16 protein-coding genes are annotated in these 23,181 nt (G+C 45.9%); 9 read left to right on the top strand and 7 right to left on the bottom strand.

The annotated features are described in order from the left end of the window. Nucleotides 1-208: 208 nt before the first annotated feature. Genes LC073_RS13615 through LC073_RS13605 form a run of 3 tightly spaced genes read right to left on the bottom strand, consistent with a single transcriptional unit; the run spans nucleotide 209 to nucleotide 3,569 of the window. Entirely contained in the window at nucleotides 209-1,597 is a 1,389-nt protein-coding gene (locus tag LC073_RS13615; RefSeq protein WP_226647793.1) for a hypothetical protein, read from the bottom strand. An 18-nt stretch (nucleotides 1,598-1,615) separates the two neighbouring features. Next, nucleotides 1,616-1,978 (bottom strand): hypothetical protein, encoded by a 363-nt coding sequence (locus LC073_RS13610; RefSeq protein WP_226647792.1) that lies wholly within the window; start codon nucleotides 1,976-1,978, stop codon nucleotides 1,616-1,618. A gap of 10 nt (nucleotides 1,979-1,988) precedes the next feature. Further along, on the bottom strand, nucleotides 1,989-3,569 hold the full coding sequence (locus tag LC073_RS13605; protein ID WP_226647791.1) for a hypothetical protein: 1,581 nt from the start codon (nucleotides 3,567-3,569) through the stop codon (nucleotides 1,989-1,991). Nucleotides 3,570-3,894: 325 nt separating this feature from the next. Here LC073_RS13605 and LC073_RS13600 point away from each other — a divergent pair, with 325 nt between their 5' ends. Continuing rightward, nucleotides 3,895-4,329, top strand: coding sequence for a hypothetical protein (locus LC073_RS13600; protein WP_226647790.1), 435 nt, complete (start codon nucleotides 3,895-3,897; stop codon nucleotides 4,327-4,329). Between the two features lie 380 nt (nucleotides 4,330-4,709). Further along, complete coding sequence (locus tag LC073_RS13595) at nucleotides 4,710-5,933, top strand: enterotoxin (HBL) (RefSeq protein ID WP_226647789.1); 1,224 nt, start codon at nucleotides 4,710-4,712, stop codon at nucleotides 5,931-5,933. Nucleotides 5,934-6,001: 68 nt separating this feature from the next. Here LC073_RS13595 and LC073_RS21975 read toward each other — a convergent pair whose 3' ends face one another. Continuing rightward, nucleotides 6,002-6,238 (bottom strand): GreA/GreB family elongation factor, encoded by a 237-nt coding sequence (locus LC073_RS21975; RefSeq protein ID WP_226647788.1) that lies wholly within the window; start codon nucleotides 6,236-6,238, stop codon nucleotides 6,002-6,004. A gap of 442 nt (nucleotides 6,239-6,680) precedes the next feature. Here LC073_RS21975 and LC073_RS21820 point away from each other — a divergent pair, with 442 nt between their 5' ends. The 5 genes from LC073_RS21820 (at nucleotide 6,681) to LC073_RS13565 (ending at nucleotide 18,124) form a co-directional block, all read left to right on the top strand. Next, a complete protein-coding gene (locus LC073_RS21820) occupies nucleotides 6,681-7,385 on the top strand; it encodes a YopT-type cysteine protease domain-containing protein (RefSeq protein WP_226647787.1) in 705 nt (234 codons plus the stop codon). Nucleotides 7,386-8,069: 684 nt separating this feature from the next. After that, complete coding sequence (locus tag LC073_RS13580; RefSeq protein WP_226647786.1) at nucleotides 8,070-9,320, top strand: CyaA/EF/ExoY family adenylyl cyclase toxin; 1,251 nt, start codon at nucleotides 8,070-8,072, stop codon at nucleotides 9,318-9,320. Between the two features lie 1,156 nt (nucleotides 9,321-10,476). Beyond that, the gene (locus LC073_RS13575; RefSeq protein ID WP_226647785.1) at nucleotides 10,477-13,989 is read left to right on the top strand and encodes an amino acid adenylation domain-containing protein; all 3,513 of its coding nucleotides are present in this window, start codon (nucleotides 10,477-10,479) and stop codon (nucleotides 13,987-13,989) included. Between the two features lie 469 nt (nucleotides 13,990-14,458). Beyond that, nucleotides 14,459-15,826 (top strand): alpha/beta hydrolase, encoded by a 1,368-nt coding sequence (locus tag LC073_RS13570; protein WP_226647784.1) that lies wholly within the window; start codon nucleotides 14,459-14,461, stop codon nucleotides 15,824-15,826. 1,377 nt (nucleotides 15,827-17,203) lie between these two features. Beyond that, nucleotides 17,204-18,124: a helix-turn-helix transcriptional regulator gene (locus tag LC073_RS13565; RefSeq protein WP_226647783.1), complete on the top strand. Its 921-nt coding sequence runs from the start codon at nucleotides 17,204-17,206 to the stop codon at nucleotides 18,122-18,124. Between the two features lie 517 nt (nucleotides 18,125-18,641). Here LC073_RS13565 and greB (LC073_RS13560) read toward each other — a convergent pair. After that, complete coding sequence (greB, locus tag LC073_RS13560; protein WP_226647829.1) at nucleotides 18,642-19,100, bottom strand: transcription elongation factor GreB; 459 nt, start codon at nucleotides 19,098-19,100, stop codon at nucleotides 18,642-18,644. A gap of 168 nt (nucleotides 19,101-19,268) precedes the next feature. Between greB (LC073_RS13560) and LC073_RS13555 the strand changes: the two genes are divergently transcribed. Continuing rightward, nucleotides 19,269-19,460: a hypothetical protein gene (locus LC073_RS13555; RefSeq protein ID WP_226647782.1), complete on the top strand. Its 192-nt coding sequence runs from the start codon at nucleotides 19,269-19,271 to the stop codon at nucleotides 19,458-19,460. After that, complete coding sequence (locus tag LC073_RS13550) at nucleotides 19,461-20,540, top strand: hypothetical protein (RefSeq protein WP_226647781.1); 1,080 nt, start codon at nucleotides 19,461-19,463, stop codon at nucleotides 20,538-20,540. Nucleotides 20,541-20,671: 131 nt separating this feature from the next. On the opposite strand, the gene greB (LC073_RS13545) is transcribed toward LC073_RS13550, so the two are convergent. Further along, nucleotides 20,672-21,172, bottom strand: a complete 501-nt coding sequence (gene greB, locus LC073_RS13545) for a transcription elongation factor GreB (RefSeq protein WP_226647780.1) — start codon at nucleotides 21,170-21,172, stop codon at nucleotides 20,672-20,674. Nucleotides 21,173-21,210: 38 nt separating this feature from the next. Continuing rightward, a complete protein-coding gene (locus LC073_RS13540) occupies nucleotides 21,211-23,157 on the bottom strand; it encodes a S9 family peptidase (RefSeq protein ID WP_226647779.1) in 1,947 nt (648 codons plus the stop codon). Nucleotides 23,158-23,181 lie beyond the last annotated feature (24 nt).

Raw genomic sequence — 23,181 nt, 5'->3', positions numbered from 1 at the left:
GCCTGATTTCTTTGGTTATTATTTTTTCGGTATAGAGTAAAAAGTTGTCGCCACTCGATTGGATCTCGATTGATGGAATTTGAGATGACAAAAAATCCATGCGCGGTAATTTTTTTGTCGACGGGATTCAAAAAAGAATTTATTTCTCTGCCCGTAATAATTGGCCGATGTAGGGCGATGGTATTGGCGGTGCCCAATTAGAAAGTTTCTATCGCAAAAGGATTTCTTTTGCGATTGCCAGGCCTCGGCTGGTGATAGTCTCCGGCCCTTCCAGCCAGTGATCAATAATGCGGTGGGCCAGTTCTCGTCTCTGCGGGCCACTGCGGCCTTCGGTTAACTCGCCCAGAACCCAGTGATTGTGTGCGATCCAGGTATCCCGAGCTATAGGGCGAATGAGTGGATCTGCCTCGCAGAATAGCGGCAGTGCCGCGGTGAGATCGCTGGGTTGTTGTAAGATTTTCCTGTTGATAGAGGGTTGCCCTTGGGCTTCCCACCAGTTTCTGGCGATTTCGGGGTCGTGTCCAAAACGCTGCTTAAAAGTCTGGGTAAATGGACTGAGGAAGGGCCAGTCACCTCCATGTAGGATTCGCTCAACGATTTCCCTGGTCGTTGCCCGGTCACCAAAACTTTCCGGGTCGTAGAGCACGCGGTCTTTGGCAGCGGCATGAATTGGACTGGTGGCATCTGCAGTGATCTGGGTATTTACCGGTAGGGCGGCTGCGGCAATGGGCAGTAATGATGGAGCGCCGAGACCCAGGCAGTGGAACCTCTCCAGAGGTCTATTGCCATCATGGTAGCCATCTGCGATGCCTTTTAGTACTTGTGCCAGCCGCACATAGCGGCGGGGAACCGGCCGGGCCAGTTTGAATGAGGCTCGACCGAGTACATAGAAATCGGTTGCATTCAAATCGCCACAAATTCCGGCCAAGCCTATGGCTGCGGAATCCGACCCGGCTTCTGCAGCCAGTCGGCCAGCCTCTCGGCCAGTGTTGTAATCCATGGCGCTTAGCACCGCATAAACATTCAATTCCTGGCACAGAGGGTGTTCAGCAACTTTCTTCCACAGCTTCAGGCTTTGGCGATTGCGCGCGGCGATACGCTTCGGCCGCCAATCGGTAATTTCCCGCTCCAGATCGAGAGCCACCAGGCAAGTTGTGGCGAAATCTTCCTGGGCGATCAGATGGGTGGGGTTCATTAACAACTGGCGTTGCAGCAATGTTTCGGTGTCGATGGTATTTGAGTGCCCACTACAAATGGCCAGCACTCTCTCTGCCAGTGTATCTGCCAGTATGCGTAAATCTTTTGGGACTTCACGGCCGCGGGGTAGGTGTCCCAACTGACGGCGTAGGGCCTTTACCCGCTGGGTCACTTGGCGGGCTTCTTTGGAGAACTGGGAAATAACCGTGTCAATCAATAGTTTGGTGCCGTTATCGGCAAAGAGAGGCAGCTCTCGGCGGCGAACCTCTGCAGCCATTTGTAGATTGGGGGTGGTAATTCGGTGCGCAGAGAGGAGATAGCCTCCGGCGTTAACCTTGTGATTGGCAAAGGCTTCCAACGTCTGTCGGCGCAGGTTGGCGATAAACCGCATGGTAGTCATTGGCCTGCTGATGACTCTTCAAACAAGCGCGTGAGAGCAGGCTTTGTATTCGTCGAGTAGTGCATGGGCCACTTCCAGTTCAATTTCGAGCTCCAAGGCTACCTGTTCGAACAGGTCCCAGGCTTCAAGCACATCTGGGTGGTTTTCTATACATTCGGCTACCGCGTGGTCCATAGGCTCTATGGGAAAATCCAATTCATCTTTTTGATGCAAGTTGGGCAGATTGGGTATCGCCGTTTCCAGGCACTCAGCACGTACGGCTTCTTTGGCGGCGTGCCACTCCGCTTTTGCCAGCTGTGCCATTGCCAGCAGCACTTCTAATTCCGCAATCTGGTCGTGGACACTATCCAGCTCCGTCATACATCCATCATCTGGTGGCATGGTCGCTCTCCTACTGACGAATTAGGGGCGTGAAAAGCAATTCTCCGGCACCCAGGGTGGCTTCGGAGTCCTCTTCGGTTTTGTGAGCACCGAGAGACCAGTAAAGGTTGGTATTACTGCGCCATGGGTGGAACCAGCGGCTGGCGAGCCTCAAGAAACAGATCTCAAAACTGGACTCAGCGATCTCGGCCAGGGCCAGAGTGTCGACCTCAACGGCGGCTTTGCCATCAAGTAAGCTTGAGTGTTCCCGGTAGGTGCCGCTGAGCCTGCAAAAAGCCCCCTGGCAGACGCCGGCATGGGGTAGGTGCGCAAAGCGCACCACGGCATTTGCCAAGGCATTACTGGAAGGGTCCCTCAATACAAGATGACTGAGTAGCATACCGCCCTCCTGGGGAGGTGAACTGACTTCTTCGACAAAGCCTCTGATTTCAACAAACTCTCCCTCCGAGCTGTTCTCAAGCCTCGATAGCTCTACATCTTTGCCGTTGGGCAGGGGTGTAGAGAAAGCCAGAGAGGGAATATTTTTCAGAAGGGCTTTTATATCTTTATCGGTATTGAAATCTCTGCAGCCGATGGCAAGACGATAACAGGCGGCATGGCTTGCGATGGCGGAGCGGGTGAGAAAGTGCGCATCAACTGCGAGATCCCCAAGCTTTTCCGCCAAGCCACCACTGCCGCGTTGCAATAATTCTTCGATGGCATTGTGTATGACAGCCTGAGCTCCTACGAATTGGGGTAGCTGACTTTCAATATCACCGGCAAATATTAGGCATGCCTGGGTAATTCTTTGGGGTTCACTTAAAAGCAGGGCGCTATAAATACGTTTTTGCCCCATTGTGAGCTGATTGGCAAAGCTCTCTGTAATTGCCTTAATCGTGGGGATATTCTGTTTGGAAAACTCGGCACTGGAGATGTCTGTTTTTAGGGCAATATTGAATTGAGCGTGTACCAGGCCCTGCAGTCCTCGGCACAGACACATAATGACGGCATTCGCAGTGCTGTTTACCCGCACGGCCATTGAGGTCTCGTTTTCTGGAAGGAAAGGCTTCAACAGGTCGATGTTTTTTGTCTTTCCATTGGCTAGGACAACCATGGATTTCTGCAGGTCTAGCCTTTCGTCCAAACCGGTAATTTTTTTGCGTAAACGTGTAAGCGTCTGTTCAGAGAGTTTATTTCCGGTCAGTTCTTCCGCCTTTGCGAGCAGTGTGTTCAAGTGTTCAGCGGGGTCTTTGTTACGAAGTCGCTCCTTAAGATTTTTAACCCACTGATCCCGATCGCCACTGATAGCAATACCGCGGAGTACAAAAAGGAACTCTGAACCCAAACGATGATGCAGGTTGTCGATTTGGGCTGTACTTTCCAGTTGGCTTTGGAGGTTGCGATATTCTGCATAGCCCAATCCCATACACAAGCGCGCCTGCGCCTCCAGCTGTTTCCAAGATCGAGACAGGATTGGCTGTTGTAGCGCTAAGGTCTCACGAAAGAGTCGCAATAACTCTATCCGATGCGTGGAATAGGTCGGTAGCAAGTCAAACCGGGCGCGCTTTAAAGAGTCGGTGAGAGTGTTGTGATGATCATTGGCCATTGGCATCTATGCCTCCTGGAGGCGGGGTAGGCTTAATATTCACTAATGGCGGGAGTGCAATCCTTTCTATTTGGCCCGGTAGTAATGATAGTAAATTGCTACAAACTCGTATTCTCAAAGGGATATTTGGTTTATTAGTTGTAAAGATGTTGGTCTTTATTCCGCCAATATCAGACCCTAGAACAAGAGGCTAGATTTAAGGGCTCTGTATCCAGCCCATGGCTAAAGAAAGTATAATGACTATTGGTGGAGTAAAGGCTTATCTTTGTGCTGTAGCGAAAATGTCCTTTATAATCCAGACTGATTTTTTAAATGTGATGCATCAATCAAAATGAATGAAGATTATAAAAGCCCACAAAGTGATCTGGAGGTTAGTCCGAGTCACACACTGATCAGCCGCTTGTTAAAAGAGCAAAGCCTGTTGCTTTCACTATTTGCCGTTCTGCTGGGAACTTTAGGGATCTTGATCGCGCTATCTTTTGCCAGAGGGATTATTCCCTTGTACGTCTATGTTATTCCTGGTTTTGTTGCGGGGATCTTAGTTAAATTTATGGGAAGGCCGGTGACAGTGAAGTATCGTCTTATTCCCGGGTTGTTCTGCGGGCTGATTGTTTCTCTTTGGGTCAGTTTGGGTGGTATTTCTATATATACTTTCTTGCTGCCGCTGCTGAATATACTCTGTTGTTTAGCCGTTTCTCGCCGGCGTCTCAATTACGATGAGGAAAGAGCTTTATATAAATTTAGGAACGGTTTAATCAAGCTTTAGATTTCTGAAGTGCTGTCATGGTCAAAGTAGCTTTTGGTTACATCTCCCGTTGCCTAACGAAAATTTTGTGTAGTTTAGTTTAATGGAGTGAATGGTCGTAGCTTTGTCAGCTCGAATATTGAGTGCTCCCCCTAAAGCATGCCCCTAGGTGAATCTATCCTTTTTTTATCGAATAGGGCGGCCAGTTTAATGTTGGATTGCTTGGCGCCGTGCTCTTTATTAGCGATGTGAATATAAAGAAATTTATATTTTCGATTCATTATAAGTGTTGGCATATTGATGTACTGTAAACCTTGCTATATTGGGTGGCGCCTAAGTCAAGGTTTTTTTCTTGGAGGTCTCAGGTTTCATCTTAGATAATCATTAAGAGAGAAATAAATATGTCACAGGTAAGTGATGACGTAGATTTGGTGGCGGAAAAAAGTACTAGCCCAGTAGTGGTAAAACTTTCACTGGCAAAAGCTTTTAATCGTAGTGCTCAGTCCATTCGCGATACCCAGAATACTTATAAGCAGAATGTCGTTGCGATAAACACTCTGGTGACCAGTGTTTTGTCCTCAAGCTTGCCTACCTTAAATCAAAATCCGCCGGATTGGAGCGACTTTGTCGCGGCTTACACTCAGGCCAATTCAGATGCGCTTGATTGGGTGAATAATGTACTGGCCAGGCTCTTGGATGTACCCGGTGAAGTACAAAGCTACAACGGTATTATCAGCGAATTATTGCAGGATGCCTTAACCCAGGCGAATACACTTGAGAGTGACCCTAGTAATACTTCGGCTCTTAACATCTTGAAGAATGATCTGAACTCGATAACGTCTCAATTGGGCCTTGTTTCTACCTTTATTAGTGGAGCAATTCAGGCTATTCAAGGATTCCAAGATAAACTGCCCGATATGGCGTCTCAATTGCAGTCAATTGCCGATAAGTCTGTTCAGGATGCTCAGGCTGATGAGCAAAAAATTGCTGACTTAAAGAACGATATCAAAAATTTACAGGCAGATATCAAATCCCTGACCGCCAGTATAGTGGCGCTTGGTATCGCAGATGCTACAGCTATCTCCCTGGGAACAGTAGCCTCTATTGTGGCTTTCCCAGAAGGATTACTGACTTGGTTCGTTATGGGACCAGTAGCTGCGGTAGCAACCACCTTTATTGCTTTGGATGCCGCTAAAATCGTCGCAGATCAAAAGAGTATCCAGGATAAGCAAGCCGAAATGGATCTGGTTACTGCAGATGTTTCTACTCTTCAAATGTTGTCACAAAGTTTTGGCCAGCTAGCGGACGAAACTCAGCAAGTTGAAGAAAATCTGCAAGCTGTTTTGCAGGAGTGGCAAACCCTTGAAAATGATGTAGCAGCAGCTGTTAGTGATATTCAGACTGCCATTGCAGATGAAGAAGGGGCTAACTACACAGCGGTAATCAATGATCTTAATGATGCGATTACTGAATGGGACGATGCCTACTCCCAGGCGGGAAGCTTGTATCTTGATCTTAATGTGAACGATGCAGATTTGACAATTGGCATGAGTTCAGATCAAGTTCAGTCTGCCTTTGCCAGTGGGAAAACGGTTGGTGTGATTCAGTACTACAACAGCCTCTAGAAAATAGATGAATAATTAAGCTTCAAAGGCTTATTTCAAGGGAAATAAGCCTTTTTTTGTTTCTAAATCTAGTAGCTCCCTTGTACTTGAGCCGCTCTTTTTCTTATGGTTTGAAGGAACTTATCTCTACTCTTCGTAACGGATTTCAATAATAAAATAAGTCTGCCATTTTTCCTCAGATGAATACCCATCTCATCATCAGGCCTACACCTTAGCAGCGAACGAGCCAAGGGAGATTCCATGGAAATTATATCGGCCTTTACATCAAACTCATCTGGCCCAACTATTCTATAGCTTACGGCCACTCCCTCTTTATTTTCTGATATGGCTCAGACATCAGGGTAACTAAAGTGCCTACTTTTACTGTTGTGCGAAGGCTTTGCATAGATTGAGTGATATCTTTAGGTTGCTTATCCTTTATCAAATCTAAGGAAACTCTTAAACGAACACCACATCTATAAAATGGTAGTTTATTGCCTGATGTTTCTATCCTGTGAAGTTTCCCCCTTGTACGCCAGTACTCACTGCCTGCTCAATTTAGAAAAGTTAAAAATAAATGCCCAAAATTGAAAGTAGACATTTGAGATTTTGGGTAAAGTATACAAATGGCTTTATGCATGATGGATTTAAGTTAAGTCTTTCTTGGTTTGTATGTGATTGCAGTATTAGGGTTTCTGAAAAAAGTTAATTGAGACAGGGAGTAAGAGTGACATGGGGGTTAATAGAATTGCCAGGCGGAATAATGGTGTGAAAACCTGGGGGTTTTCACAGTCATCGCCTCGCACCTATATTTTCTACTTTAGGTTTGGTGCATTTGGAATTTGTGCGGCATTAGCCGCACACTGGATAAAGTCAAATGCAAAAGATGGCAAAAGTCTGCCGGCAAAATTAGGGTTGACACCCAGAATTCATCAGTTGGGTCTGTTTTCTGTACGTACTTATCGATCCTTAAATGTTGGTGAGCTGATAAAGGTGGGAAGGGATTTCCATACTTGGACTCATGGAAATGGGCGTCAGTGCATAAATATTGAAAATTGGCTTATAAACCATGGGTTACATAAGGAGATACGCTGGTGCAACAGCTCCATTGATGAGGCGCTTAATAATATGGTCGTTATACGGCCCGGACAGCCAGCCCCGCCACTTCGAGCTGTTCCTCCGATTAATGTAAGCTTAGTGAATGCACTGCGCCGCTTGAAGGATGCTTATGCATATATTTCTTTTTCAGGAGCGCGGGCCGGACATGCCATTGCTGCCTGGGTGGCGGATGATAGGGTGAATTCAGATATTGGGGCTCTTTTCTTTGATCCTAACTATGGTGAATATCGATTTGCAACGAGAGATGATTTCTTCGACTTTTTTGATGCATATTATCGGCATGCTTATATGTCTGGATGGGTTCAGTTCAGGAACAGTTGGGAGGTTAAAGCTTACACCAATAGGGTTTGGTAAACTATTTTTTTGGCGCTTTCAGTTAACCTTGGCGAAGGTCTTCCTAAAATCGTTACCGACTCCCTTGTTTGTAGTCAAAATGAAAGAGATGGGGCTGGTCAATAGTAGATGACATCATTTCTAGATGCGCTGTCAGACTAGAGAGTGACCTGCCGGTATCTTTGTCACCCTCCTTATTAAATAGGCACTCATGATACTGAGTGCTCTTTTGTCCTTGTTCGAAATGCTCCAGATCAGACAGTAAAAAAAACTGAAATAACGGCTAAATTCTAAAAAGAGTGGGTGAAAATCTAAAGCAATCCTCTTAGATGGTGGATAAGATACCTGTGTCTTCAGTGTGAGACAGGCAGTGGATAGCCCCCAAGCTGGAGAAGTAAGGTTGCAAAACATATCAGCCTAAGAATCGATATTGTCGCTAGGAATGATCGGTAGAGTCCTGGTGAGCCCTACCTGCTTCACTCTGACATTTACGGTTGGAGAGCTTATGAGTAACCCGAGAGATTTCTGAAAGTTCAGTGAAGACATGATGACGCCATTTAGTGGCGCCTTATCGGCGATAAGGATTTTTCACTATGGAATAAATGTACTAAGCACTGACTCTGAGTATTAATATTTCTATCATTTACCTCAAGAATATTCAATTCAAAATATATCATTAGTAGCCTTCAAGCAGGAAGCTGACGTATGGAACTTATATTTAACAATGCTATATTACGTGAAAATCTTATAGGCTGCCCAGCCACCCATGCAGAGGCTTTTAAAGTTACTGCAGCATCGCACCGCTGCGTCATCATTGTGCGTGCAACAGGACCAACCTGTACTCAGTTACTTGAGCAAGGATATGACACCAAAGGCTTTAGAATTCATGGTAAGTCTTGTGACTGGGGGCCTATGGCCGGTTTTGTTTTGCTCGACCCTCGATTAAATAAACACGGTATGGGAAAGGCGGGGTATAACCGAGATCAACATCATGAGGCTTTCACCGACACACACTCTGTTGCGGGCTGGACTGCATCAACAACGCCTCTTCGTTTACATCAAGACAGGGTTGATTGGCTCATCCGCAATGGGAAAATTAACGTTATAAGAAAAACGGATGATCGCTATGAAGGGGTAGCCAGTCATCCTAGCGGTATTATTTTCCATTACTCACTTATCAAAGTTGGTACATGTTTAGGGGATATGTGGGGAGTTTATGTTGATAAGGAAAAGAGTAGGCAGTCGGGTTTTATCCAGGAGCGTGGGAATATTGTTGTTCAATATGACACTAAATACAAAGATATGTACGAACCGCTGCTGGCGATGACTAATCCTGTCGAACATCGGCAGTTCCGAAATGAACATCCACTTAATGCCATTACGGGAGACTATGATCTATTTGCTATTTGGCCATTTAAGCAGGGTGCTAAAAAATATGATAGGTACGGAGATGACCGTCGTGTTCTTGGTACCATGCAAGCTTGGTCGCAGCGTCAGCATATCGAAACCCATTTAGAAAGAAATTTTACAACTCAAGGGCAGGGTACAAAGCTTGGTAACATCACTAACCGTATCTATGAAGTAAGCCAGACAGTCAACTCTTTAATCTCTAATGTCCACACCCCAAGAACTGGGGGAGGGCATTGGGGACCATTCCCGAGAAGAAATGTACTCTGGCATAGTGACGAAGCAGCACGCCCATTTGTAAATGACATCGATTTGCCTCTTATTGCATTTACTCCTGCTCGCCGTGAGGTGGTCATTCAAAGCTTGCAGGGATTTAGAGAGTTTATAGCGATGTGTACAATCAATGGTGTCAAGGTTACTCTGGCAGAGGGGTGGGCAATGAACCCCACCATTAACAAGCCTGACCGCTTAGGGCAGGGTTACGGAGCGCTTGTACCTCGTAACTGGTACTTTGGGCAGTGGATCGTCCCCCCATGGTACAATGCTTAGCCAATTAATGGTTTGAAATGAGAGTGGTCACGTAAAGGGTGGCCACTAGTTTCTACACTGGAAAAAATCACTTTCAATTTTCACCAAAAGTACCAAGAAAATCCTTATCTTGTTCGCTTTGCAGATCCTTAGCTACTACGTAGTCCTTTTTGAAAATGGCTCAACTAATCCATGACGAATTGCATGAGAGGTTTGTAGCTAATTCAATAATTTATTCGCCTTTCCTATGTTTTCTATTTATTCATTCAGTTGTAGGCTTTATCATCGGGCCTATTAAATATCCGAATTGGATGGTTGATGTGAAAAAAATAAATATTGACTCACTCTGGACAGTATTTTTTAACTCAGATGGTATAATCATCAACTCTTCCCATTTTACCCTCTTTATTCCCCCTCTATATTGGGATAATTGCCAACTTTTGAAGCAATGAGCTTTGCCGCTTGTGTTTTCACAGACTGATGTTCTGACATTTGTTGGATTGAGTGCTGCTCTGCCAGCTTTACGATACGGAATACGATTCTTGGGGTTATTGATATTGGGGATGTGTCACACTCTGCGCAATTCCTTACGGAGATAATATCGTGAACTAGGTTAGGGATGGATAGTTGCTAGTGCTTGGGCAGTTCTTTGCGTACAGTATTGAATTATCTGCGGCCAACATTGGGTTCAGGCTGCCGTGCTACACCATGATAGGGCTAGGCTGAAGATTGCCTGGGACACGGTTAGCAGGGGTGAGGAGATTATCCAGATACGGCATTGAACCTGAAGAAGGTCGAGGCCAGAGCACTCGTCCCCACTACGATCGGTGGTGTTGCCTCAAAGTCGACGAAGGCGTCTGTTCTGCATAACAGAAGTGAGTGATTCCCGCCACATCGCTAAAGTAGAGATTGAGAGAAATCTCCATCAACGGCTTACGCCCGCTAGTTGGCGCAAGCCCTTCATTTTACAATTCTGTTAAGTAAGGAGTTTGTAACCAGGTTTAAAAGATTTCTGATTAAAATAAAAAGTAAATTTAGATCTTTAAATAAAAATAAAAGGTATTATTTAGTGAATAGTTCTGTTGATAGCCCCCAGATAAAGTCTCAGTGTGATGTAACCCTATGCTCAAACCTTCCAACAACGGGAGAGACAGTTTGGCATTTAATCGAAAGGCAAATGCAACATCACCCCAGTCGCAAGGCAATTGTCGATGGCAATGCGACAATTGATTTCAATCAATTACTTATCCGGTCCAATGCCATTGCGGGTGAGCTTGAAGCTCGTGGTGTATTACCAGGCTCTTTGGTCGGAGTTTGCATGAACCGTTCCTGGGAACTTGTCGCTGCTTTAATTGGTGTGATGAGAGCAGGTTGCGCCTATGTGCCTTTAGACCCTGCATATCCGAGGGATCGGGTACGATATATGCTGGAACATTCCGGCGCGGTGGCGGCCATTGTGGATGGCGATACTTCAGAAAACTTATGCGAGGGAGTGCGTGAGTTGGTACGGATCGATAGAGTGGGTGCCAAGGCAATCCGCTGCGCGGAGCCGTCCGAAAATGATTTGGCTTATGTTATCTACACATCCGGCTCAACCGGGCGGCCAAAAGGTGTTGCTGTCGAGCATAAAAACATTGTCGCTATGTGCCAGTCGATGGACGAACTGTTAAATGAAGAGGAACTCAAGGGTGTTTTTGCTGGAGCTTCAGTTTGTTTTGATACTTCGGTTATGGAAATTTTGGGCACCCTGTCGCTTGGGGGCACGGTAATACTGGGCAAGAATATTCTTGAGATGACAAAGCTATCTTCAGCAAATCAAGTGAGAACCTGCGTAACCGTGCCGTCGGCAATGCAGACATTGCTGGCGACAGAAAAATTACCTGAGGGGCTACGTTGTCTCGTTTTTGGTGGCGAGGCGCTAAAGCGATCACTGGTTGAGCAAGTACAGGCTATGGCTCCCGGATTAAAGGTCTTCAATGCTTATGGACCCACAGAAGATACGGTGTATTCCACAATTGCTAAAGTGCCACCTGGCTCTAAAATAGTCACAATTGGAAAGTCCGTACCTAATTCCCGCGCGTATATTTTGAATGACAAAATGCAGCCGGTTTCTCCTGGTGTTGCGGGAGAGTTGTATCTGGCAGGGAGTAAGCTTGCACGAGGGTACTTGTACGATGAGGAAAAAACCAAAGAACGTTTTATTGAGCTGGAACCTACCGATTTAATCCCTGATTCTCGCTTGTATAAAACTGGGGATTTGTGCCAGTGGGCAGGGAATGGAGAAATCGAATTTCTTGGTCGAGTCGATCAGCAGGTGAAGGTGAGAGGATACCGGATAGAACTTGAAGAGATTGAGTCGACACTCGAGTCTATGCCAGGTGTTGACGCAGCGGCTGCTGCGGCAGTAGAGGGTGGTATCGGTCAGAAAATGCTTGTCGTCTTTGTCGTGAGTCGGGATGAAAGTGTAACAGACACTTCAGTTAAAGAGTTTTTGGCAGAGCGACTGCCAAAATATATGGTTCCTCAAATCGTAAGACATCTAGAGGAGTTACCGTTTTTACCGAATGACAAGCTCGACCGAAAGCAGCTTATAGAGTTGGAAAAGAGCAGACATCGAGAACAAGGCCCCGATAACACCAGTGGTTCCAACAGCAACCTGTTGCAGCGTTTGATGGGCTCAAGGCATGAGCAGGAAGCTACGGTACTGTCGATTATTCAGGGGGAAATAGCCGCTCTACTTAATATCGGCGATTCCGAAGAAGTATCGCCAGAACATTCGTTTACGGGTTTGGGCCTCGACTCACTGACAACATTGGAGTTTGCGCGTCGCTTGACGAACAATATTGGGCTTACATTGCCTCCACAGGCAATTAACGAGTACTCCACTCCCGAAGCTCTGGCGAGTCATATTATTGACTTGATGAGTAGTGGTATTGGCAGGGGACATAGAGAGAAAGCGTACTCTGTAGCATCGGATTCCCTCGCCGACTTCCAGTCACATATTCAGTCCAGCCACCCAACATTCCAGGCCGCAAAAGCGCCTTCCTGGTCTGCGATGGATAAGAGTAAGCTGGTACAGGAAGTGATGCACATGGTTAACAACCAGCGTAGAAACCCTTACAGCAAAGTGTTGCGCACCGGCAGTGCGACTCGGGGTACGGTTAGCGATGTGTATAACGATGAAGAGCAGGAAGCCATTATCTGGACGACCAATTTATATCTTGGTTTGAATCGGGATCAGCAGGTGATCGAGGAATCTATTGCTGCTGCGAAGCATTTTGGTACTGGTATGGGAACCTCAGCCGCTGCATCGGGTTTAACGGATCTTCACCTGGCGTTCGAAACGGAATTTGCTGAATTGGTAGGAAAGCCCAGTGCCTGCCTTTTCCCGACAGGGTATACCGCAAATGTCGGTGCGGTTGCCGGGCTTCTTGGCAAAGATGATGTGGTCGTTATCGACCAGCTATGCCACGCATCGATCGTTGACGGTGCCCGCCTTTGTGGGGCCACGATCAGAACATTCCAACACAATAATGCCGCAGACCTGGAAGCGGTACTCGAATCAGAAGTGTCTCCTTACCGTACGATTCTTGTGGTTCTCGAAGGCGTTTACAGTATGGGGGAGGGCGCCGCACCGGTTGCAGAAATTGTGCGTACGGCCAAGAGATATAATGCACTCGTTTTGGTAGATGAAGCCCATTCGTTCGGATTTTATGGCGAAGGTGGCGCTGGCATTTGTGCCGCTCAGGGAGTTACGGATCAGGTCGATTTCATTATGACAACACTGAGTAAGGCGCTTGGGAGCCTTGGAGGTGTTGTGGCGGCGAAGCAAGAATATATCGATCTGTTGCGATCATCATCCAGAGCTTACATTTTCCAGGCTTCGGTCAGTCCTGCCGATATTGCTGCAGCACTCACTGCTTTGCGTCGCTTGAGATCTGACGACCAATTGCGCGAGCGGCTTTGGGATACCACCCGCTACATGCGCCAGAAATTTGAAGAGGCGGGCTATGATTTGGGCACGGGAGATGGCCCCATTGTCACGCCGCATTTTGGCGACAAAGATAAACTGTTTGCTATTGTGCAGGAACTATACAAGCGCGGTGTTCAAACATCGGCAGTGACTTATCCCATTGTAGAACCAGGGCGTGGCCGCCTCAGGCTGATCTGCTCGGCGGCTCATACGAAAGAGGATGTCGATAAGACCGTTCAAGCGCTTATCGAAGCAGAGCGGGAAGTAGATGCTCTGTTGGTGCAGACTGAAAAAGAACCCATGGACTTACGCTGGGCGCAGTCTGAAGTGGAAGACTGGGCAACGACTTTCTCAGGCTATCTTAAACAATTTATGGTGAGTCATTCTGGTCCAACTCCAAATCTGACCTTGGCCGTACATGTCTCTGAACCATCGGAGCCTGTCAGAATTTTATGTTACGACGGACATGCCACACTGAGTGATCACAACATCTCTGGCTTGCCTTCCTGTTCACTGGTGCTTAAAGATAAAGAGGCAGTTTCTGCGCTGCACTCATCGAATGTACAGGGCTTACTCCGTAGTATTTCCACGGGAAGCTGTGTATTAAATGGCCAAGTAGAACCATTTATTTGGTTTATCGCACGTATGGTTGATCTACGGCGGGGTTCAACGCAATCTGCAGGCATTGAACTATGTCAAGAGGAGTCTATTTACTAGTTGAGCTGTAGAAGTAACCTGCATAATTGGCCCTTCATTAAATTATGAGGGGCCATTATGGAAAGTAGGTTGCTGGTTTTTCATCACCCTTCAGTAGGAATCCTGGTGTTCATGGTGTGGTCAGTGTTAGACCTAAAGGTTTGATCAAATATTAATCTATTCGGTTAATACCATGTTAATGAGGCAGGTGCTAAACTTCCGTATCAGATGGGCTCAACTCTAGTGGGTTGCTAGCCGAAATTATGCCTCGTCTTTCAATATACATTGCATAACATCTATGTACCTGTCTATTTGCAGGTAATCGTGATAATGAGAAGATTATAGGCATTTTTCCTGCCCGATGAACTGCGATAGTCATTTTTGGTTAGTGTAATTAGACTTGTAAACGAGTCTGATTGATTTTTTCTCAAGATCTTCTTCATTCATTTGGTTAAGAGCATTACTGTATTTAAGGATAAGTATTTCGGCTATGAGTATTACAATCCAAATGCTTGGAGAGCTGACTGTTTATCGTGATGGAGAGCGAGTAAGTCTTCCACGATCTAAAAGGACACGTGCACTTCTTGCGTTCTTGGTTTTGGCCGCTCGGCCGCATCGTCGTGATCGTTTGTGTGAAATATTTTGGGAGTTACCTGACGATCCTAGAGCATCCCTCAGGTGGTCATTAAGTAAAATACGCCCCATTGTCAATCACTCCGATACAGAACGATTGATTGCGGATCGAGAGAGGGTGAGCCTAAAGACAGATGACATTGAAATTGATATTAAGTCAATTATGTCTAAGCTCGAAGAATCTGAATTATCAGCAGATGACCTCAAGGCTATCAATTCTGAACTGCAGGAGCCATTTCTTGAAGGGATAGATTTGTCTGATCAAGAGTTATTCCAGCAGTGGCTGCTTGCTGAGCGGGAGGAGGTAGGGCTTTTGCGTGGCAAAATACTCTCCCGTCTGTCTACTCACCCAGATATCTCACCTCCAAACCAATTGAGGTGGGCGCGCTGCTGGGAAAGTCTTGAACCATACAACCCCCTCGCAGCGACTCAGCTACTGGAAAAGATGGATAGGCTGGGGCTTACACGGGAAATGGCGAGTACTAGACCACAATTGGTGGAAAGGTTTAGAAAGGCTGGAATCGCCTGGTCACCATATAAGCCAGCGGAGGTAGAGACCTGCAATGTTCACACCAATGAACAACTTCGCGAAAGAAAACTTCTGAGCGAACAGAAAATTGAATTTTGTACTGTCTCGGATGGCGCCCGCATCGCGTTCGCAACGATTGGTGATGGCCCACCAATCGTAAAGGCCGCTAATTGGTTGAGTCATTTGGAGTATGATTGGGACTCTCCAATTTGGAGCCCTTTGTTCCGGGAACTATCTATTGACCATCGGTTTATACGCTATGATGAACGTGGAAATGGTCTTTCAGACTGGGATGTTGACAATATCTCTTTTGAATCATTCGTAACAGATCTTGAAACTGTTATTGATGCTTGCGACGTTGATAACTTTACGCTACTTGGTATTTCTCAAGGAGCGGCTGTCTCTATCGAATATGCAGTTAGACACCCGGAAAAGGTAAAGCAACTTATTTTATTTGGTGGTTACGCAGCCGGCTGGCGGATTGGGGCTACAGAGTCTGTGATAAAAGAGAGAGAAGCGGTAATGACTCTTACTAAAGCCGGCTGGGGGCAAGATAACCCCGCATACCGACAGATATTCTCCTCAACATTTATGCCAAGGGCTAATACTAGTGAGTTGGCTTGGTTCAATGAATTTCAACGCCTAACAACTTCTCCAGAAATGCAGTTCGCTTTCTTTCTGTGTTTAGCAGCATAGATGTTCGTGATCAACTCAGTAAAGTCACTGTTCCTACATTGGTTATCCATTCTTTAGGAGATCAACGGATTCCGGTAAAAACAGCATGCGATATCGCATCAAGTATTCCAAACGCTAGATTTGTTGGTCTAGATAGTGATGGGCATTTGTTACTGGGACGTGAACCAGCTTCAAAAGAGTTTCTTGAGGAAGTGCGTAAGTTTATCTCGACTACTTGATAAAGGCTTATTTATTGGAACTCCGAGGGTTAGATAGTTTACTGGCTTCTTGATCTCTAGTGAGGCCAAAATCTTATATTGAAATCAAATATGGCCTGTCTTCAACGGGCCAGGTTTCATATTAAGTGTGATCAGTGTAAAAGAGTTAGTGCCAGGGGATTAGTGTAAGGGAATTATTATAGATATTATAAATGATATATTATTATCTTATGATCTGGAAGATGGTGAATTACTGCCCACATATAATATCCAGTGTTCTAGGTATTCAGAAGCTTCACCAAGACATTTTTCTACGTCTTTATATTTTGCACGCCTTTACTGCCTACTCTAATAAATCTGCCTGCAATAAGTGAAAAGCAAAGAAAGAATATAAAAATACAATTTATCAAGGCGACGGAAATTCTACGGAATCCTTTTAGTCGACGAAATAAGCACCTCACCTCATTCCGCTTCTTGTATGCTTTTCGATCATACTCCCGCGGTCTCAACTGGTTAACTCTCGGAGGGACCACCGGAATTATGCTTAGATTCAGCACCGACGGCCATATATCATCTCCTTCATAAGCTTTATCCATTATGACCTTAGTACCAACTCAATGGCAGTTTTCTAGCGCTCTCAGTAGGCTAGGCCCCTCGGGAGTATCACCAAGCTGACGAGGTGATAAAGAAAGGGTAAGGATAGCTGGTAATTACAACGGTGGTTCAAACGATGGTTCAAACGGGAATAGGTTTTACTAACGTTACTCTGAGTTGACAGAGGGTGACCAAGTTAGGAGCGCCAATAGTAGGGCAATGGATAGCCTTATGTTTCAACCTAAGTATATGTATTCTAAGTTGACCGTAATAAAGGCATTTTGTTCAAAATATATTCTGTTGTTATGTGGTTGATAGATAAAAAATGTAACACTCATCCTTTGATAAAGTCTGCCCCAAATACCAACAAGCTGGTTTTAATTTTAGATGGCGTTCACCTTTCAGGTGTCACGTGGCCGTAGGTGGAGCTATCTTAGAAATTAATAATAAACAAAGAGTTTTGGTCGATTGATCCAGCTACCTATTAATGGAAATTATAAGTTTTGAGGGAAGTATTAAATAATATTAAAGATGTTGCTAATAAATTCCGGTCTTCCAACATTAGATAGTGACTCTATAAGGGGTAATGAAAGAAATGAATATTCCCTCCTGTAAGTGGCAAGATGATATCACCAATGGGGAAGAGGTTGTCGAGTGTCAGCATTGTGGAGATTTATATGAGTTTAAGATATTCTCAATTCCAAGTGGTAAATCTATTGCTCTTACATCTTCACCTTTTTTTAATTTAGTTATGATGGTGTCCGGAACTGCTAATATTACGAATCGCCAATCGAACTTTGAATTGAAAATGGGGCAAGTTTGGTTGGCAAGTTCAGATGAGAGTTTTCGGTTAGGTAATATCCACAAAAATCAGGATGCAGTTGTAATATGTGTTGGTGTTCGTGCAGCAATGCTATCTAGATTCTATGAAAGATACGATAATGCCTTGCTTCATAAAAAACAGGCACCTAATATGATGAAATCAGTTCTGCCTAGGGGTAAAGCACCTTTTATTTTCCCAAGTTGTGAACTGACAAAGCTAACATTGGATTCATTTAGATTGTTTGGTCAGTTGGATAATGACGGATTAAATGCTCTAAAGTTAGAGGAGTTATTGCTACTCAAGTTGAACAGTGATCATGGGAAGATGCTGGCTAATGAATTGCTTAATCAGGTAAATCCGGAGCAGGAAGCTTTTAGGAGATTCATGGAGACAAATATTACTAATAATTGGTCTTTGGCCGATTATGCTAAGCAGATAGGTATGAGCCTGACTTCATTTAAGAATATGTTTAGTCTTGTTTTTAGGGGGTCTTCTCCAAAATCATGGATTAACGAAAGGCGCCTCCGATACGCGGATGTTCAACTGCATACTACAAGTAAACGGTTAGTGGATATTGCGTTGGAGAGTGGTTTTTCTAGTCAGTCGTATTTTACACAATTATATAAGTCAAAATATCGAATCTCACCTTCTCTGGTAAGGAAAGAGTGTGTTTCATGGGTTTAAATATTTTTTTCGCACTGAATTGCAGTGTAAATAAAATCAGTAGTTATTATACGATTTAAATTATGAAGTAGCTCTTGCTATATATTCTTGGATCAGATGGCTTAATTGCCCGGCCGGCTTACCAAACAAAAAAATTTATTGTAAAAGTGTAGGCTCTGAAGCGGGCGCTAGGTTAATTTTTGGCCGAATTGACATTGATAAGGGTTCTGCAGATATTGATGAAAATACCAAAATTAAAAACTGGGAAGACGCTACAGTTTAAGGGTCGCAGAGCCATCTGGTGACACTGGTTAGGCGAGCCTCCAAGTTGTTGATTGCCCACAGAGTGCCACTACAACATTTCTTCCCGAGGATGAAGGAGTTTGGCAAATTACCTCAAATACCTATTGAGGAGGCGATGCTCTAATTCAACATCAAGACATGATAAAGTGATAAATAACCAAATAACCAAAGTCTCTAGAGATTTTTGCCGGATAGCACGCCACTTATATTGGCAACGTAGCTTTACCACTATCCCTCATTCCTCGTAACGGATTTCAGTAATAAAATAAGTCTGCCACTTTTCTCCCAGACGAATATCTATCTCATCGTCGAGTCTTCGCCCTAGCAGCGAACGAGCTACTGGAGAATCCATGGAGATCAGGCCGGCCTTTACGTCAAACTCATCTGGCCCAACGATTCTATAGCTTACGACGACCCCCTCTTCATCTTCCAACGTGGCCCAGGCACCGAAGAAGACTTTTTCTCGGTCTTCGGGCACTTGGTCAACTACGGTGATTTCTTCCAAGCGCTTGGTCAAAAACCGCACACGGCTGTCTATTTCCAGAAGGCGTTTCTTGCCGTAGATATAATCGGCATTTTCCGAGCGATCGCCCAGCTTGGCGGCATCACTGACCGCCTGGGTGACTCTGGGGCGCTCTTCCTCCCAAAGAAACTTTACTTCGGCGTGCTTACGTCGCGCACCCTCCGCAGTGATATAGCGGGAGCCGCACGGTCCTGTTCTCTTCGTTTCACAATGATATCGATGTAGTGTTTAGCTTCTATGTGACCGGTTTTACTGCTGCAGATTTGACCGCTGCCTTAGGTTCTAGGCAACATTGCATGTGCGGGCGAAGAAAGTGTGTGTGGGTTTTTGGATTACGAGTTGACCATTGAGGCGCAAGGTGAGGTATTTAATTTCTATGGCTTTAATATGGGCAAAATTACATCTATTTTCGATTTAAATTCAGATGGGGCATGGATACAATTGGGTTATGAGGCTTCTAGGATCACCGGTGGAATTTTTGTCACTGAGGTAATTTTTAGTTATAAATTCGAAACTACAGGAGATTTCTAAGTGAAAATTTTGTTAACGGTAATGTCTCTGGTAGTGCCCGCCTTATTACCCGTATGGACGCTGGCTGATGATTACGGGTCATTCAAAGACGGGCTGGAAGAGCATACACATGCTCTGAAATCCAGTATATCTTTTTATGAAAGCTCAGCTGTTTACTCAAAGAAGACAATCGAAAATAATCTTCTCCTTTTAGATAATGCCGACCTTAGACAGACGACTCGAGATCTATTGCATTTTCTGCAACAGCAACAGCCTGCTTATTATCAGTTGCCGTTTGATCAGTGGTTGGCGGCCAGCGAAGACTTATTGAAGCTTGACCAGTGGATAAATACAGAAAGCGCCTGGGGAAACCTAGTTGTAAAAATCAATATCTGTAACAACATCTTATACAGTGCGTTTGAATTCCTAGAAAGTCGACGTTCGGAACTCGATGTACAAAAGGTAGAGCAATTGCTCGGTTTATTGCACACATTGAGATTCCATCTGCCGTCTCGGATGACAATGTATGAAATTGCACTGCGCCACTATGGTCAGATAAGGTCGCGTAAAATTCGGCCATTGGGCTTTGATACGAAGACGGAAGATGAGAGAGATGTATTAAATGATTTTGTAAAAAATCATTTTTCTGGAGGAGAGGATGCCGAAGTACAAATACAAGCGTACCATATGGCTGAACGGGGCATTAAAATTACTGATTACTTGGATCTCTACGAGAATCCAGTCCCCTGGGGTACAGCTGATTCAGCCAGGTATCACCAGTATGCCTGGGTGGTATACCTATATGCGAGAATAGTACAGGCAGAAAATTTACAGCCTTTTGATTGGGAAAGTCTTGAGAAAAAGAAAATTGAAACACTGCTAAAACAGGAATACGAAGGTGAAGGGCAGTATTGGATGCCAAAATTTTATCGAGAGTATTTTGAAAGGCAATATCGCGCAAATCTAATCGATGATGTCATCAAGACCGGAAAATTTATACAGCCGATTCGCAGAGATCGAAATCTTGCGCAGCAAAGAAAAACATTGGGCGATAAAAAACATGAATTATTAAAACGGTTTTCGCCACATACCCTACCTTAGTGGCCAAGTTATGGTTGCAGGCGGGATTATAGTATTGTTGGATAAAAAACAAAGAATTGTATTATAGAAAACCGGAAGCTTAATAAGAGCTAGCAAAGCTTGCTAGCTCTAACTACTGTCATCTCGACTCTCTACTCTTCATAACGAATTTCGATGATGTAGTAGGTACACCATTTTTCGCCTTGACGGATATCCACCTCATCATCGAGTCTGCGCCCTAGCAGTGAACGAGCCACAGGGGAGTCCATGGAAATCAGGCCGGCCTTTACGTCGAACTCATCTGGCCCAACGATTCTATAGCTTACGACTACCCCCTCTTCATCTTCCAACGTGACCCAGGCACCGAAGAAGACTTTTTCGCGATCTTCGGGCACCTGGTCAACTATGGTGATTTCTTCCAAGCGCTTGGTTAAAAACCGCACACGGCTGTCTATTTCCCGCAGGCGTTTCTTGCCGTAGATATAGTCAGCATTTTCCGAGCGATCGCCCAGCTTGGCGGCGTCACTGACCGCCTGGGTGACTCTGGGGCGCTCTTCCTCCCAAAGGAACTTTACTTCGGCACGCATACGTCGCGCGCCCTCCGCAGTGATATAGCGGGAGCCGCGCGGGCGCGGCGGTCTCCATCTTCCCATGGTGTTATTGGCTTCCTCTCAAGGTCTGGGATGATTGATTACAGGTTTTCAATGGTAATACCGGGGCCGGTTTCTGCCAGGGTGAAGCCGAAAATACGACTGTAAAATTCCAGCTCTCCCTCCAGGGCCATTTTGATGCTGTCTCCACTGCGGAAGCCGTGTCCTTCGTTGGCAAAGGTGATATAGGCAACCGGGATATTACGCTCTTTAAGGGCTTTAACCATGGTTTCCGCTTGGTTTGGTGGTACCACCTTGTCTTCCATGCCCTGGAAAAAAATCACCGGGCAGTTCAGCTGCTCTACATGATGAATAGGAGAGCGCTGCTGATAAATTGCTTCAGCCGATGGCCAGGGGCCTACCAGCTTGTCCAAGTAGCGGGATTCAAACTTGTGGGTGTCTTTAGCCAGGCTGCTCAATTCGCCGATTCCATAATGGCTAGCTCCGGCTTTGAAAGTGTTGTGAAAAGTTAGCGCCGCTAATACGGTATAACCGCCTGCGCTGCCACCTTTTATCAGCAGTCGCTTAGGATCTGCCAGGCCCTGATTGACCAAGTAGTCGGCGCCGGCACAAACATCTTCCACATCGTAGATGCCCCACTTATCGGTAAGGCGATCGCGGTATTCTCGTCCATAACCGGTACTGCCGGAATAATTCACATCCAGAATGGCGAAGCCTCGGCTGGTCCAATACTGTACTTTTAAATTGAGACCGGCAGAGGTGGCACCTGTAGGACCGCCGTGGCTAAAAACAATAAGCGGAGGTTTTTCGCCCTCAGGTGCCTTGAAGTCTGGGTTCTGCGGTGGATAGTAAAAGCCGTGTACCACCCGCCCATCGACATCGTAAGTGATTGCTTGGGCACGGGAGAAAAGTTCGGCGGGCAGTTCACGGTGGTTACTGCTGGCGATAACCTCAAGCGCCTCCCTTGCTTGGTTAAAAGAGACGATTGCAGGGAAGCTGTCACTTGCGGCGGCAATCATTATCGCTTTGCCACTTTCACAGCGCAGGCTCTCGATATCGCAGTAGGGTTGCTCAATCAGCTGGTGTTCGCCAGTACGGGTATTCAGGATGGCTAGGTACCAAAGACCATTCTCGGTGTAGGTACAGAGAATTTCCTCGGCACTGATAAAACCATAAGTGGACATGCCAAACACCCATTGCGGGGTGGCAAATTCAGCATCCTTTTTCCACAGAGGTGTATCTTGCCCCAGCTTATATAAATTCCACCAGTTGTTGCGGTCGGAGACATAGTAAAGCTCTCCCTGCGGGGACCATTGTGGCTGGAAGATGGATTCGTTATCTCCGCCAGCCACTTGCGTAATCTCGGTGATCTCTCCCTGTTCATTCAAACTGGCCTGGCACAGCTCGGTGCCGTCCCAGGGGAGGTTGGGGTGATGCCAGCGTAAGAAAGCCAATTGATCCCCGCTGGTATCCAGGGTGGGGTTTGAGTAGAAGTCTGCTCCCTCAACCAATACCGTGGGCGTTGTAGCCAGAGGCGCCTGCAAGTCGATGGCGATAATCCGTGCCCGTGCCTCTAGTCCCTGAGCGTGACTACTGTCGTCTTCTTCAATACAAATGAGGCGATTTCTTTTTATATCGAGGTGAAGGTCTGCATAGCGGGATTCGTTTTCTGGTGTGATGGCTTCGGGCAAGTTACTGCTGATCTCCATACGGTAAATACGCTGATCTTCCGCCAGTACAAAATACAGGGTATCGCCGTGAACCAGGTAGCTACCACCGCCGTATTCGTGCGCCTTAGAGCGAATACTCAGTGGGGCGGGCGTGAGGTCGCGCCGTCCATTTTGCGGACAATATTGCACCAGAACATTGCGCCCCTTTTCTGAGGGGCGCGACTCTAGCCAGTAATAACGCCCACCCACCAGGCTGGCTTCCGCAAGGCGCACGCTGCCTTCTACTAATAGTTCGGCGTTGATCGCGGATTTCCAGCTGCCGTAAGGGGTGGAGATTGACTTGGGGTTATTACTCATCGGGTACCGGTTTCCTTAATTAGA

The sequence above is a fragment of the Microbulbifer variabilis genome (assembly GCF_020524905.1).
Taxonomy (GTDB): domain Bacteria; phylum Pseudomonadota; class Gammaproteobacteria; order Pseudomonadales; family Cellvibrionaceae; genus Microbulbifer; species Microbulbifer variabilis_A.
This window is presented reverse-complemented; position numbering and strand designations above follow the sequence as displayed.

Excerpts from the sequence above, each read along its gene's own strand:
- LC073_RS13610 (WP_226647792.1), bottom strand. The coding sequence starts at position 1,978 with ATGCCACCAGATGATGGATGTATGACGGAGCTGGATAGTGTCCACGAC.
- greB (WP_226647780.1), bottom strand. The coding sequence starts at position 21,172 with ATGGGAAGATGGAGACCGCCGCGCCCGCGCGGCTCCCGCTATATCACT.
- LC073_RS13605 (WP_226647791.1), bottom strand. The coding sequence starts at position 3,569 with ATGCCAATGGCCAATGATCATCACAACACTCTCACCGACTCTTTAAAG.
- LC073_RS13570 (WP_226647784.1), top strand. The coding sequence starts at position 14,459 with ATGAGTATTACAATCCAAATGCTTGGAGAGCTGACTGTTTATCGTGAT.
- LC073_RS13540 (WP_226647779.1), bottom strand. The coding sequence starts at position 23,157 with ATGAGTAATAACCCCAAGTCAATCTCCACCCCTTACGGCAGCTGGAAA.
- LC073_RS13575 (WP_226647785.1), top strand. The coding sequence starts at position 10,477 with ATGCAACATCACCCCAGTCGCAAGGCAATTGTCGATGGCAATGCGACA.
- LC073_RS13615 (WP_226647793.1), bottom strand. The coding sequence starts at position 1,597 with ATGACTACCATGCGGTTTATCGCCAACCTGCGCCGACAGACGTTGGAA.
- LC073_RS13565 (WP_226647783.1), top strand. The coding sequence starts at position 17,204 with ATGAAAGAAATGAATATTCCCTCCTGTAAGTGGCAAGATGATATCACC.
- LC073_RS13580 (WP_226647786.1), top strand. The coding sequence starts at position 8,070 with ATGGAACTTATATTTAACAATGCTATATTACGTGAAAATCTTATAGGC.
- LC073_RS13600 (WP_226647790.1), top strand. The coding sequence starts at position 3,895 with ATGAATGAAGATTATAAAAGCCCACAAAGTGATCTGGAGGTTAGTCCG.
- LC073_RS13595 (WP_226647789.1), top strand. The coding sequence starts at position 4,710 with ATGTCACAGGTAAGTGATGACGTAGATTTGGTGGCGGAAAAAAGTACT.